At 68.1% G+C, this 14,416-nt stretch carries 5 protein-coding genes; 4 read left to right on the top strand and 1 reads right to left on the bottom strand.

Annotated elements, in window-relative coordinates; translation table 11 throughout:
* The first annotated feature begins 10 nt into the window (after positions 1–10).
* From H4O13_06825 to H4O13_06815, 3 genes are read left to right on the top strand one after another with little or no spacing between them, the layout of a single operon-like run.
* Positions 11–7,552: an Hpt domain-containing protein gene (locus H4O13_06825; protein ID MBE5315099.1), complete on the top strand. Its 7,542-nt coding sequence runs from the start codon at positions 11–13 to the stop codon at positions 7,550–7,552.
* Complete coding sequence (locus H4O13_06820; GenBank protein ID MBE5315098.1) at positions 7,536–10,088, top strand: chemotaxis protein CheB; 2,553 nt, start codon at positions 7,536–7,538, stop codon at positions 10,086–10,088. Before H4O13_06825 ends, H4O13_06820 begins: the two co-directional genes overlap by 17 nt.
* A 58-nt stretch (positions 10,089–10,146) precedes the next feature.
* The gene (locus H4O13_06815; GenBank protein ID MBE5315097.1) at positions 10,147–10,614 is read left to right on the top strand and encodes a chemotaxis protein CheW; all 468 of its coding nucleotides are present in this window, start codon (positions 10,147–10,149) and stop codon (positions 10,612–10,614) included.
* Positions 10,615–10,882: 268 nt separating this feature from the next.
* Here the strand turns inward: H4O13_06815 and H4O13_06810 are convergent, their stop codons facing one another.
* Positions 10,883–11,857 carry a glucokinase gene (locus H4O13_06810; protein MBE5315096.1) on the bottom strand — a complete coding sequence of 325 codons (975 nt, stop codon included), beginning with the start codon at positions 11,855–11,857 and terminating at the stop codon, positions 10,883–10,885.
* Between the two features lie 256 nt (positions 11,858–12,113).
* Between H4O13_06810 and H4O13_06805 the strand changes: the two genes are divergently transcribed.
* Positions 12,114–14,354, top strand: coding sequence for a TonB-dependent receptor (locus H4O13_06805; GenBank protein MBE5315095.1), 2,241 nt, complete (start codon positions 12,114–12,116; stop codon positions 14,352–14,354).
* Positions 14,355–14,416: the final 62 nt, after the last annotated feature.

Genomic DNA, 14,416 nt, shown 5'->3' with positions numbered 1-14,416 from the left:
AGAGCCCGGCATGAGGCTGCAAGACGACATCGATTTCACCACGCTTACCTGGGTCAAGGGCGAGCTCGACGAAACCCTCAAGCAGGCGCGACTCGCGCTCGAGGCCTTCGTCGAAGATCCCGACGACGCCTCGCAGATGCGCTTCTGCGCGACCTACCTGCATCAGGTGCAGGGCACCTTGCGCATGGTCGAGCTGTACGGTGCCGCGATGGTGACCGAGGAAATGGAGCACTTGGCCACGGCCCTGCAGAACCGCCAGGTGAGCGCGCTGGACGAGGCCTATGCCGTGCTGATGCGCGGCATCGTGCAGCTGCCCGACTACCTGGAGCGACTGCAGAGCGGTCACAAGGACATTCCGATCGTCCTGCTGCCGCTGCTGAACGAGCTGCGCGCTGCGCGCGGCGAGAAGGGCCTGCCGGAAAGCGCGCTGTTTGCCCCGGATCTGTCCCAGCCGCTGCCGCTGTCGGCTGCAGGCCCCTCCGTGCCCTTGCCCGAGCTGGAGCTGCGGCAGCTGGGCGCGGTCGCGCGCAGCCAGTTCCAGATCGCTTTGCTGCGTTGGTTCAAGGGCCAGGACGAGGACGCCAATCTCGCTCGCATGACCGAAGTCTGCGATCGCCTGGTCAGCACCATCACCCAGGAGGAAGGCCGTCGCCTGTTCTGGGTGGCCGGCTCGGTGATCCATGGAGTACGCAGCGGCGAGATCGAGGCCAGCGCCCAGCTCAAGCAGACCGTGGGCCGCGTCGAGCGCGAGATCAAGCATCTCGCTGACGCCGGCGAGATCGGCTTCCGCGTGGATCCGCCCCGCGAGCTCACCCGCAACCTGCTCTATTTCATTGCCCACGGACGCTCGAACAGCGACCGCTTGGCGGAGGTGCGCCAAGCTTTCCGGCTCGACATGTTCGTGCCCACCGCCGAGGAGTTCGAGGACGCACGACGCAGCATCAGCGGCCACAACCGTGCCCTGCTGGATACCGTCGCGGGCGCCATCCGGGAGGATCTGCTGCGCGTCAAGGACGCGCTGGACCTGTATCTCCGCAAGGCGGACTCGCAGCCCTCCGAGCTTGCAGGCCAGGTCGATGTGCTCGACCGCGTGGGCGATACCTTGGGCATGCTTGGCCTGGGCGTGCCACGACGCGTGGTGATGGAGCAGCGCGATGTGGTCGCGCTGGTGTCCCAGGGCCAGCGACCGGCCGATGAGTCGACGCTGCTGGATATCGCCGGCGCTCTGCTGTACGTCGAGGCTACCCTCGAAGACCAGGTGCAACAGCTCGGCAGCCCGCAGGTTCAGACCGGCGCGGCGGATACCCTGCCGCGCGCTGAGGCCCGCAAGGTGCTCGAGGCTGTGCTGAAGGAGGCGCAAAGCAACTTTGCGCAGGCCAAGCAGTGCTTCGTGGCCTTCGTCGAGAGCAACTGGGATCATGCGCAGCTGGCCGACGTGCCGCGACTCCTCGAAGAGGTCGGCGGCGCCGGCCGCATGCTGGATCTCGGCGACGCCGCCGAGCTGTTGCACGCGGTGAGCCGTTTCACCGCCGTCGAGCTGGTCCAGCATCGGCGCGTCCCCAATGGGCAGCAGATGGACACGTTGGCCGACGCCTTGGCCAGCCTTGAGTACTACCTTGAGTCGGTGCGCGATCAGCGCGGCGAGCGCGGCAAGATTCTCGACCTGGCACGCGAGCGCCTCACCCAGCTGGGCTATTGGCCGGTGCCCGACCACGCTTTGTGCGCTCCGGAGACGGAGATCCCGGTCGCCCAGCAGGTGGCGGCTGCGCGCCCGGACTCCGCGACGCGTGCCGAAACCGCAGCGTCTGCGCCAGCCGTGGCGCACGACAGCCACGCTGCGGCAGATCTGGTGCTGGACGCAGGCGTGCCCGAGCATCCGCCTGTCCCCGATCTGGCCAGCCTCAGTGCTGTGGATGTTGTGCCCGGCAAGGATCTTGGCGATCTGGTGGTGGGCGAAGCGGCTGCCGAAGCGCTTCAGCCAGCCCGTGAAGTGCATGAACTCGCTGGTTTCAAGCCGGCACAAACCGAAAGCACCCGTCCGCCAGTCGCGGTGGGCAAGGAGCTTTCAGGCTTCCAGCTGGGGGCCGAGGACATCGACGAGGAGATTCGCGAGGTCTTCGTCGAGGAAGTCCAGGAAGAGATCGACAACCTGCGACAGCTGTTGCCGGCGTGGCAGGCCAGCCCGGAAGACGTGGAGGCGCTCAAGCCGATTCGGCGCGTGTTCCATACGCTGAAGGGCAGCGGTCGTCTGGTTGGCGCCATGGTGCTGGGCGAGTTCGCGTGGAAGATCGAGAGCATGCTGAATCGCGTCCTCGACAAGACCATTCCGCCGCGCCCCGAGGTGCTGTCGCTCGTTGCCGAAGCGCGCGATGTGCTGCCGCATCTGCTGGCCGCCCTGCGTGGAGAAGCGGGCCACTACGCGGACCTCGAAGGCATCGAGCAGGCCGCGGATGCACTGGCGGCAGGGCAGATCGTTCAGTACAGCGCTCAGCCGCAGGCGGCCGAGCCGGTCGAAGCGTTGGCATCGCCCGACGCGTCGGTGTCCGCAGCCGAGGCGATCGAGCAAGCCACGCCGCTGGAGCGCGCAGCTGAGGCGCCTGCCGAAGCTGCCGTCCCGACGGTGCCCGCCGAATCCGTCGCTGCCGCGCACGACGAACCGGCGATCGTCGAAGAAGTGATCGATCTGTCGCCCGAAGACGCAGCGGCGGTTCAAGCGCTGCTTGCCGGAGCATCTGCAGGACGCAGCGAGATCGAACCCCTCGCGATCGTCCAGGACATTGAGATCGAGCCGACGCCCGAGGCGACGGCTGGCGACGCGTTGGCAGCGTCAGAGACTGAGCCGACGCCCGAGCAGTCACTTGTGACCGTCGATGGGATCGAGCTCTCTCCCGGCGCCGAGGCTGACGAGACTGCGGCGGATGGAGTGCTCGACACGCTTGCGGTTGAGACAGCTCTGGACGCCGCGCCCGAACTCGCTTCGCATGAGTCGAACGTGGACGCCGCGCTTGCCGAGATGGAAGGCGCTCTGGCGGAAGCTGCCGAGGATCTGCAGCTCGTCGATTCTTCGGTGCCGAGCGAGCGGTCGGCGGGCTTCGACTTCGCCGAGCCTGCAGTCGCGGGCGATCTGGTGCTCATCGATCCCGACCTTCTGGAAATCCTGAAGGCCGAGGTCGCCGGGCATCTCGATACGGTCGACGCCTACCTGCAGCGCAGCGCAGGCGCTCCGCAGCCGGTCGAGGAGTCGCTTCTGCGCGCGGTGCACACCGTCAGCGGTGCGTTCGCGATGACCGAGGTCGAAGTCGGCACCGAGCTGGCCTGGCCGCTGGAGGGATACATCAAGCGCTTGCTGGCCCAGGCGGCTGCGCCGTCCTTGGTCGGATTCGCGTGCATCGAAGAGTCCGCGCAGGCCTTGCGCGCGCTGATGATCGAGCTGGATCAGCCGATGCCGCGCCCGCAGCGCCACACGCGGCTGGCCCAGCGCATCGCGGCCCTGCGCGATGCCCTGCCGGAGCCGACGCGGCCGGTGATCGACGTTGGCATCGACGATGAGCTGATCGCCGAGACCCAGCTCATTCCAGCCTCGATCGCCCCGGCGCCAAGCGTCGAGCCCAGCCTCGCAGCGCTTGCCGAGGATGCGGCGGCCACCGAGCCCGCTGCGCAGCCCATGGACGTTGGCGACGCGGTCTTGGCTTCGACGCCCGTGGATGAGGCAGCCGTGCCCGAAGCTGTCGATCTCGAGGCGTTCGAAGGCAGCGGAGAGCTCTCCTTTGCCTTCGAACTCGAGTCGTCCGAACCCTTCGATCCTGAAGCGCAAGCGCAGTCGGCCGACCTCGAAATCATCGAAACCGAAATCGGTGCGCCTTCGCCCTACTGGTCGGACACCGAGTCCACCTCTTTGCAGCCGAGCGTGGATTCCGGACTCACGCTGGATGAACTGGGAGAAGCGGCATCCGCCGACGCTTGGCTCGCCGAGTTCGAACGTCAGGTCGCGGGTGAGCCCGCACAGACCGCGCTGCCCAGCGAGGCCAGCGCGCCCATGCTCGCAGCGCCGGCCGATGAACCGCTGGCCTCGCAGGCCGACGAGGCCGCTGAGACGTCGCTGTCGGATCACGAAGATGCGCTGTTGATCAGCGGTCTGCTGGCCGAGAGCGAGGTCGCAGCGCCAGCGTTCGAGTCTGTCAGCCTGGACGCGTCGCCCGACGAAGTCGTCAGCGAGAGCGGGAGCAGCCAGCCTGTTGAAGACCTCGCATCCGCTGCGGCAGCGCTCGAAGAGAGCGAGCTTGTTGCGGAGGCCCCGTTCGCTACCCTCGCCGAGGCACCCACGCCATCCGCGGAAGCGGAGCTCGATACGCTGGAAGTCATCGAGCTTGACGCCGCGACGGGTATCGCCCCCGTTGAGGCTTCCGACGCCGCGCTGGCCGCTGAAGAGATCACGCTCGACGCGCTGGAGCGGGTCGAACTGCAGGCGCCCGCCGAGCTTGCGCCTGCCGAGATCTCCGAAGCCGAGCTGGACGTGGAAGAAATCACGCTCGACGCGCTGGAGCCGGTCGAACCGCAGGCGCCGGCCGAGCCTGTGTCTGCCGAGATTTCCGAAGCCGCCCTGGTGCCCGAAGAGATCACGCTTGACGCGCTGGAACTGGCCGACTGGGAGCCGCAGAGCGAAGCCGCGTCGGAGCCGCCGCTGATCGAAGAGATCGAGGCCCTCGCAGTCAGCACGCCAGACGTCGAGCTGTCCGAGGTGCTCGCGGTCGTCGATCCCGCGGCTGCTGTCGAGACGGGCGGCGGGCTGGAAGCGCCGCTCAGCCTGGAAGCGCTCGAACTGGACCCGCAGGGCGCGGACGCATCGGCGACCTTTGCCGCTGCCCAGCTGGGCGAGCAGGGCTTCGAAACCGAGGGCTACCCGGAGGCCGACGCCGAAGCCATCGCCTTCGCGCAGGACGCGATCGAGGCAGGTGCGTCCGAAGCGGACGCCGAGACCGAGAGTGCCGCGTTTGGGCCGATCGAGTCTGTGGTTCTGCAGGATCTGCAGCGCATCGGCGCTGACGCCGCCGAGACGCCGGAAGCCGACACCGCGTTGGAAGCCGAAGCTGCGACCGCCGCCGCCCACAGCACCCCCAGCTCCGCCGCACGGGTCAAGCTGGCGATTCCGGTCGATGAGGACCCCGACGGTCCGCTCGATCTGACCGATGTCGATGCCGATCTGCTCGACGTCTTCCTTGAGGAAGGCGTTGACATTCTCGACCACGCCGATGGGCTGATGGCGCGACTCCGTGAAGCACCGCAGGAGCGGGAGCTGGTCGTCGGCTTGCAGCGCGACCTGCATACCCTCAAGGGTGGCGCGCGCATGGCCGGCTTGAACCCGATCGGCGATCTCGCCCATGCCACCGAATCGCTGCTGGAGGCCGTGGCTGCCGGCGGTCGCGACCTCGGCAGCGTGGGCGTTGAGGTCCTGGAGCGCGGCTTCGATCGGCTGCACAACCTGGTGTCGCGCGTTGGTGAGCGGCGTGCCATCGCGATGCCGGTACACCTGTTGGGAGCCGTCGAGACGCTGCTGCGCGGCGAGTCTCTGCCGACGGTGTCGACGGAGGCGGAGGCAGCCGAGCCGGCTGCGGCCGAGGCAGCGTCGAGCGCGGCCGAGGCCCCGGCTGCGGCGGCCAAGGCGCCGCCGCCGATTCGCTTCATCCCCACCGAGACTGCGCTGGACGAAGAGGAGACCGTCAGCCGCGCGCCGCAGGAGCAGATCCGCATCCGCGCCGATCTGCTTGACCGCCTGGTCAACTACGCCGGTGAGGTCGCGATCTACCGCGCCCGACTCGAGCAGCAGCTGGGCGCCTTCCGCGGCAACCTGGGCGAACTCGACCAGACCACCACGCGTCTGCGCGAACAGCTGCGCAAGCTGGAAATCGAAACAGAAGCGCAGATCCTCTCGCGCTACCAGCGCCAACAGGACGAAGGCGATGCCGAGTTCGACCCGCTGGAGCTGGACCGCTTCTCGACCCTGCAGCAGCTGTCGCGCGCGCTGTCCGAGTCGGCGGCCGATATCGTCAACCTCCAGCACACGCTGGAAGATCTGACCCGCCAGTACGAAACCCTGCTGCTGCAGCAGTCGCGCGTCAGCTCGGACCTGCAGGAAGGCCTCATGCGCACGCGCATGGTCCCCTTCGACTCGCTGGTGCCGCGCCTGCGCCGCATCCTGCGTCAGACCGCCGGCGAGCTTGGCAAGCAGGCCCAGCTCAAGGTGGAGGGCGCTCAGGGCGAAATGGACCGCAACGTCCTCGACCGCATGACCGCACCGCTGGAGCACATGCTCCGCAACGCGGTGGCGCACGGGATGGAGTCACCGGACGAGCGCAGTGCGGCAGGCAAGACGACCGAGGGCACGATCCGGATCGCGGTGGCGCGTGAAGCCTCCGAAGTGCTGATCCGTGTCAGCGACGACGGCCGCGGCCTCGACCGCGATGCCATCCGCCGCAAGGCGATCGAGCGTGGCCTGATGAAGGCGGACGCCCAGCTCGGCGATCGCGACCTGTACGGGTTCATTCTTGAGAGCGGCTTCTCGACGGCGCAGACGGTCAGCAAGATCTCGGGCCGCGGCGTAGGCATGGACGTGGTCTACAGCGAAATCCGCCAGCTCGGCGGATCGCTGCACATCGAGTCGGAGCGCGGTCGCGGCACCGAGTTCGTCATCCGACTGCCGTTCACGCTCGCGGTCACCCAAGCGGTGTTCGTCAAGCAGGGAGAGACCTCCTTCGCCGTCCCGATTGCTTCGGTACAGGGCGTGTCGCGCATCGACCGTGCCGAGCTCGACAAGCAGCTCGCTTCCGGCAGCCCGAGCTTCAGCTACGCCGGCGAGGACTACGCCATCCACGACCTTGGCCTGCTGTTGGGCCAACCTGCGGCGAAGGCGGCCGACAGCCTCCAGGTGCCGGTGCTGCTGGCGCGTTCGGGCGACCAGCGCGCGGCCATCTGCGTCGACAACGTGCTGGGCAGCCGCGAGATCGTGGTCAAGCCGACCGGGCCGCAGGTCAGCTCGATTCCCGGCATCTTCGGCGCCACCATCATGGGTGACGGCCGCGTCGTCGTGATCCTTGACGTCGCGCCGCTGGTGCGTCGCGCGGCGGCGATCGAACACGCTATCGAGCCGATCGCGCTGGAGGATCAGCGCGCGGTGCCGCTGGTCATGGTGGTCGACGACTCGATCACCATGCGCAAGGTCACCGGCCGCGTGCTGGAGCGCCACAACTTCGAAGTCATCACCGCGAAGGACGGCGTGGATGCCATCGAGAAGCTGGCGGAGCGCGTGCCTGACGTGATGCTGCTGGACATCGAAATGCCGCGCATGGACGGCTACGAGCTGGCCACGCACATGCGCAACGATGCACGTCTGAAGTCGGTGCCGATCATCATGATCACCTCGCGTACGGGCGATAAGCACCGTCAGCGCGCGTTTGAAATCGGTGTCGACCGCTATCTCGGCAAGCCCTACCAGGAGGCTGACCTGATGCGCAACGTCCAGGAAATCCTGCAGGTCCGTCGTGAACGCAGTCGCTGAAGTCCGCACGGCCGTGTCGGTGGCCTTGCTCGGGCCGGCCGACGCCGCCCGCGAACAGCTGCGTCAGGCGCTGGTGGTGTTGGGCGCGGATCTGGTGTTCGAGGGTGAGGTCCGCCAGGGCAGAGCGCTGGTCGGACGCGCCCCGCAGGTCTTGATCGTGAACCTGGAGCCTGGCGTCGAGGACGATCTCGACGCCCTCCAGGAGCTGCTGGATTCGCCCGAGACCTCCGTGGTGTTCAACGAGGGCGAGGTTTCCAGCCAGCTGACCGGCTGGGATCTCGCACGCTGGGCGCGACATCTTGCCGCCAAGGTGCTTGGCGTGCGAAACACCCTGCCACCGCTGCCGACCGGCGCCGAGCGTTTGCCGGAGCTCAGCGTGCTGCCGGAGCCGGGCCGTCCGCTGTCTCCCTCGCAGCAGCAGGACCACCTGCGATTCGACGACTTCGCCGAGGAAGCGCTGGGACATAGCGACGGAGTGCCCTCAAGCCCACGGTTGGATCTCGCCCAGCAGGCGCCGGTGCTGGAGTTGAACGGTCTCGATTTCGATTTCAGCCCCGTGCAAGCGGCGGAGCCTGCGGCCGCCGCTTCCGCGCCCGACCCTCGCGCATCGCAGGACAGCGATGCGCTGGAGTCGATGGATCTCTCGGCGCTGTTCGAACAGGACCTGAGCCAGGTCACGCCCGACGACATGCTGCTCAAGCTGCAGCAGGCGATGGGGCTGGATCCCATGCCTGCGCCTGCGGCAGTCGCGCCGGCAGCGCCGCTCGCTGACACAGCGGCAAGCGCACCCGTCATCGACCGGCCTGCGGTCCCGTCGAATGCTCTTGAGTCGATCGCGCCACACGCGTCTGCAGTCGCAGACCCAGAGCTGGACGAACATGCGGGCCCGGTGGAAGCGCAGCTGGCGCAGACGGCTGCGAGTGCGTCGGTCCCGCAAGACCAAACCTTGACCGAGTTCGACCGTTCCGATCTGACCACGCTGGAGGTCGGCGATTTCGAAGACGTGGAGCTCAGCACTCCGCGCGTCGAGTCGCAGCGGTCGGACGCGGGCTACTCGGAACAGGCGTCGGTCGCTGCGGCAGGCACCGGCCTGGACTTCAGCTTCGACCCCGTCGCGTTTGAAGCCGAGCTTGAGGACGATTCACGCCCCGCGTCGAGACTCGCGGTTGACGCGGACGCAGCCGATGTTGCCGACAGCTTCGACGCGCCGCTGGAGCTCGACACCTTCGACTTTCGCGCATTCGACGCCGTCGTCGATCCGGTTGACGCAGCCGAGGAGGCGAAGCCGGTGCCGCTCGCCCGCTTCGATGCCGAGGACGCCTCACTGGGCGGAACGCTGACGCTCGATTCGGAGGTCGACGACGAGGAGATTGCGCGCCTCGCCGCAGCGCTCGACGAACAGCCGACGCTGCCGTCCTCCGTGGACCTGCCGCCGCTGGAGTTCGATCTGCCGCGCGCGGTGAGCCAGGAGCAGGTCGAACCGTCGCCGCCGCGAGCCGCCGCGCCTGCAGCGCGTGTCGAAGCAGCGCCTCCAGCGCCAACCACTGCCCGCAAGGGTTTCGGTGAGCTGTCATTGCAGCCGCTGGACGATGGCTTTATCGATCCGGGCGTCAAGGCGCCGGAAGCGCCGGCCCCCACCTTCGACTTCAGTCACCTCACCCTCAGCCTGGAGCCGATCGAGGCCGAGACGCCTGCCGCGCCGTCGCATGTCTCCTTCGAGTCAACGGCCGGCACCATGCGCGACGGTGCGTGGCTCCGCGACCTCCACGAGATGCCCCAGCCCACGGTGGCCGACACCGACGGTCGTGCCGTGGCCGACTCGCCGGCGGAGATCGACGGGACATCCTCGCTGGACCCGGTGCCTGCTCAGGACGATCCGGACGCCGCCTTCGATTTCACTCCCGCCGCGGTCGTACCGCCTCCGATTCCCGCGGCTGCAAGGCCGCCGGCCGCGGCCGAGCCCCTGGGCGGCAGCATCAGCCGCGTGATCGTGCTGTGCGCCTCGATCGGCGGCCCGGACGCTTTGCGCAGCTTTCTGTCGGCGATTCCCTCGGGCTTTCCCGCGCTGTTCCTGGTCGTTCAGCACCTTGAGAACGGCTACTTCGAGCGCTTGGCGCAGCAGCTGCAGAAGGCCTGCAAGCTGCCGGTGCGCGTGCCCATGGCGGGCCTGCCGGCGCGCGATGGCGAAGTGCTGGTGGTGGCCTCGGGTTCGCGCTTCAGGCTGGCCCCGGAGGGTTCCGTAGAGCTGGGCGCGCCCAACACCGACACGCGCTATCGACCGTGCATCGATGACGTGCTGCAGGATGTTGCCGAGACCTTCGGCGCGCATGCCCACGCCATCATATTCAGCGGCATGGCGGCCGACGCGGTCGAAGGCTCCATGTATCTGAACCAGCGCGGCGGCACAGTCTGGGCGCAAGATCCGGAGAGCTGCGTGGTCAGCTCGATGGTCGACGGCGCGCGTGCCCGCGGTGTGGTCGACTACATCGGCAGCCCCGCTGAACTGGCCCGGCGCTGCGCACAGCACTACGCCTGAGGCCCGATACTCTCCATGAGCGTGCGCGGCGCGCTCGCAGTTTCCGCAAGGGCAGTCCATGAGCAACGAACGCAAAGACATCCGCGGCGTCACCATCTCGGTCACCGGTGGGCGCCTGCTGCTGCCCAATGCCAACATCGCGGAGATCATCACGTTCGCCGAGCCAGAAGCCTTGCCCGAGGCGCCGAACTGGGTGCTCGGCCGCCTGCGCTGGCGCGGCTGGCGGCTTCCGCTGGTGTCGTTCTCGCGTCTTGCCGGACTGGCGCAGGGCGAGGGCGAACTCGGCGCCAAGGTCGCGGTGCTGCGCGCCTTGGGCGGGCATTCCCGTCTGCCGTACTTCTGCCTGCTGACCCAAGGCTTCCCGCGACTGACCACGGTGTCGGCGGACGCGCTGATCCCCGCCGATGAAGGCGAGCTGCCGGCCGGCGCGCTGATGCGCGTGCTGCTGCGCGACGAGTACTCGTACATCCCGGATCTGATCGATATCGAGCGCCGGCTGGTCGACGTTCTGCAGATCGCTGCCTGAGAGCTCTCCGCGGCCGCGGGTTCTGGCTCAGCGCGGCCTCCTGTCCTCACGGGACGACCGGGAGTCGTCCCTGAATCGTCTGAAAGTGCGTGTGGATGGCAGCGCGAGCGGCGTGGCGTGCTCACCGCCCGGGATCTGTTCTTGACGCGCTTCGGTCGAGCCCGCGGCGTGGACGCAAGGTGCGGGCAACCGCGCGAGGCGTGGTGGTCAGGACAGGTTCCGAGGCGCATTGCCGCCTGAGCCCCGCGCGGCCGCAGGGCTGCGGCAGTTAGACGCGCGTGCTCGCCGCCATCGCCGCGCCGACGATACCCAGCTGGCCATGCTCGATGAGACGCACAGGCACCTGGGCCAACACGGGTGACAAGCCGCCCTTGTCGCAGAAACGTCGAGCGAACGCCTGAGCGTCGAACAGCGGCATGAGTCGCGGCAGGATGCCGCCGGCGAGCAGCACACCGCCATACGCGCCCAGGCCCAGCACCGAGTTTCCGCAGACGCTGGCGAGCGCGCCCCAGAACACCCGCACCGCTTCAACCGCCAGATCCTCATCGCCGGCCAGGGCTGCGCTGCCGACCGCTTCGGGCGTGTCCAGCGCCGCGGGCTGATCGCGCAGCAGCGCAAGCGCGCGGTACAGACGCAGCAGCCCGGGGCCAGACAGCACGGACTCGGTACACACGTGTCCAAGCTCGTCGCGGAGCAGGTCAAGCACCGCGGACTCCAGATCGGTGGCCGGCGCAAAGCCGGCCTGTCCGCCTTCCGTCGGCACCACGACTTCGCCCTGTCCGACCGGTACGCGCAGGGCTGCGCCCAGTCCGGTGCCGGGCCCGAGCACCAGCACCGGCGCGCGCGTGGCAGCACCGGCGCCCTCGAACAGGCTTTGGCCAGCATCCGCTGCGACCCAGCGGGTGGCTCGCGCCAGCGCCTCGAAATCGTTGCTCAGGTGCAGCGGCGCGTCGCCGGCAAGCGCTTCCAGCGGATCGAGCATGAGCCGCCAGGGCAGATTGCGATTGATCACCTCGCGGCCGTGTCGCAAGCCCGCACAGGCCAGCGCGAGCGCCGCAGGTCGCCCGGGATGCTCGACCAGAAAGCGCTCGATGATCGCGGGCAGCCCGCTAAAGTCAGCGCAGCGGTAGGCCTGCGCCGACAGCACCATCGGCGCACTGGCGCCGCTGGCATCGACTTCGACCCAGGCGAGCCGTGCATTGGTGCCACCGACATCGGCGGCCAGGGTGTGGATCAGGCCCATGGGAATCCTGCACAGGGTGCGTTTGCGTAAGCGGCGAAGAGTAGCCGCATTCCGTCTGCAAGCCAGCAGCCTGACGCGTTCGGGCCTCGCGCATACGTATGCACGGCCACACTCACGCCTAGCTTCAGTGTCAACTAACTGACGTCCAGATGTCGCCGTGCCGTCAATCCAGCAGGGCAGTGTGCGCGGCGCGCGGCCCGTGGCTGCGCTCAGGCCGCTGCGCGACGCCATCCGCCGACGGTCTTCATTCCAAGGCATGGCGACTCGATTGAAGACCTCCCCCGTGAACCGAATCCATCTGTTGTCGCTGTCCATTGCGCTGGCCCTGCAGGCCGGCCTCGTCCATGCCGATGCCGCGGCCGATCTGGCCGCCACTGCACGTGAGCTGGACGTCATCTCTGTCATCGGCGAGGGCGAAACCCGCCAAGTGCAGGCCCTGGCCCTCCCCGAGCTCGAACGCAGCGCGCCGGGCACCAGCCCGCTGAAGGTGATGAGCCGCCTGCCGGGGGTGAACTTCACGTCCTCCGACCCTTTCGGCGCCTATGAGTGGTCGACCCGCATCACGGTGCGCGGCTTCAACCAGAACCAGCTGGGTTTCACCCTCGACGGCATCCCTCTCGGCGACATGAGCTACGGCAACCACAACGGCCTGCACATCAGCCGTGCTGTGCTGTCCGAGAACGTCGAGCGCGTCGAACTGGCCCAGGGCGCGGGCGCGATCAGCACGGCCTCGACCAGCAACCTCGGCGGCACGGCCCAGTTCTTCACCCGTATGCCAGCGCGCGACCCCGAGCTGCGCGTCTCGCAGATGCTGGGCAGCGACTCCGCCCAGCGCAGCCTGCTGAGCGTGGACACCGGCGAGCGCGGCGGCCTGTCGGCCTTCTTCAGCGGCGCGTACGCCAGCACCGACAAATGGAAGGGTGACGGTCCGCAGGAGCAGTGGCAGTTCAACGGCAAAGCGGTCGCGGCCGGCGATGCGTGGATGCTCAGCGTCTACGCGGCGACCTCGCGCCGGCAGGAGACCGACTACGGCGATCTCTCGCTGGAATCGCAGCGGCGTCTGGGCTGGGACTGGGACAACTACGCCCCGGACTGGCAGCGCGCCCTGAACGCGGCGCGCGGCCAGTTCAGCGGCCGAGTCAACTCGCTGGACGATGCCTACTACCTGGGCCGCGGCCTGCGCGACGACGATCTCGCCTCGCTCAGCCTCGACTGGCAGGCGAGCGATGCGCTGGCGCTGCAGCTGCTCGGCTACTACCACCGCAACGACGGCCAGGGCCAGTGGGCGACGCCCTACACGGCTTCGTCCGCGGCCGTGCCGATCTCGATCCGCACCACCGAATACGACATCGAGCGCTCGGGCCTGATTCCCAGCCTGAGCCTGGTGCTGGATGCGCACACCCTCAGCGCCGGCGTGTGGCGCGAGGACAATGTGCACGGCCTGCAGCGCAATTTCTATTTCCTGAGCGGCGCGCCGGACCGGATCTTCTTCTATCGCGATCCTGATCTCCGCGTGTTCCGCCAGCGCTTCGACATCGAGACGATGCAGTACTGGCTGAGCGATCGCATCGACCTGCTCGACGGTCGCCTGACCGCCGATATCGGCTTCAAGGGCACCGAGGTCGAAGTGCGCTCGACCAACCTGATCGGCGGCCGTGCCGGTGGCCGCATCGTCGCCAAGGACAGCTTCCTGCCGCAGGCCGGTCTGCGCTACGGCCTGGCGGAAGGCATGGAGCTGTTCGCTTCCTACACCGAAAACCTGTCGGCCTTTCGCGGCGGCGTCAACGGCCCCTTCAGCACCAGCCAGACGGCCTTCAACACCTTCGCCGACAGCCTGCAGCCGGAAACCTCGGACACCGTCGAACTGGGCCTGCGCATGAGCGCTGAGGCCTACCAGGCCTCGCTGGCGGTGTACAGCGTCGACTTCCAGAACCGCCTGCTGTCGATCGCACGCTGCGCCGGCATCGTCGGCTGCCCGTCTTCCTTCGCCAACGTCGGCGACGTGCGCTCACGCGGCGCCGAGGCCACCCTGGTGCTGCGCGCCGGCGAGTCGATCGAGTGGTTCAACTCGCTGTCGCACAACCGCTCGGAGTACCGCTCCGACTACCTCGACGGCCAGACCCGGGTGGCGGTCAGCGGCAAGCGCGTGGTCGATGCGCCGGAGCTGCTGTTCGCCTCCGAGTTGAGCTATCGCGCAGGCGGGCTTGAGGCATCGATCGGCGGCAAGTACACCGACGAGCGTTTCATCACCTACACCAACGACAGCAAGGTGCCCGGCTTCTGGCTGATGGATGCCAGCCTCGCCTACACCTGGGAAGAGGTCGCTGGATTCAAGAGCCTGCAGCTCGCCTTCAACGTGTCCAATCTGTTGGACAAACAGTACTTCTCCACGGTCGGCAGCAACGGCTTCGTCACCAGCGACCCCGAGGGCTTGAACTACACCCTGCTGGCCGGCGCGCCGCGGCAGTTCTTCCTGAGCCTGGATCTGCGCTACTGATGGATCCACCGCGCGGCTGCGGGCCCGGCGCCCGCAGCCGCGTATCATGACGGGCCGCATTC

Source organism: Lysobacterales bacterium (assembly GCA_014946745.1).
Lineage (GTDB): Bacteria > Pseudomonadota > Gammaproteobacteria > Xanthomonadales > Xanthomonadaceae > Aquimonas.
Note: the sequence above shows the minus strand (reverse complement) of the source record. Positions and strands in the feature narration are given on the sequence as shown.

Excerpts from the sequence above, each read along its gene's own strand:
- H4O13_06825 (MBE5315099.1), top strand. The coding sequence starts at position 11 with ATGAGGCTGCAAGACGACATCGATTTCACCACGCTTACCTGGGTCAAG.
- H4O13_06815 (MBE5315097.1), top strand. The coding sequence starts at position 10,147 with ATGAGCAACGAACGCAAAGACATCCGCGGCGTCACCATCTCGGTCACC.
- H4O13_06810 (MBE5315096.1), bottom strand. The coding sequence starts at position 11,857 with ATGGGCCTGATCCACACCCTGGCCGCCGATGTCGGTGGCACCAATGCA.
- H4O13_06805 (MBE5315095.1), top strand. The coding sequence starts at position 12,114 with ATGGCGACTCGATTGAAGACCTCCCCCGTGAACCGAATCCATCTGTTG.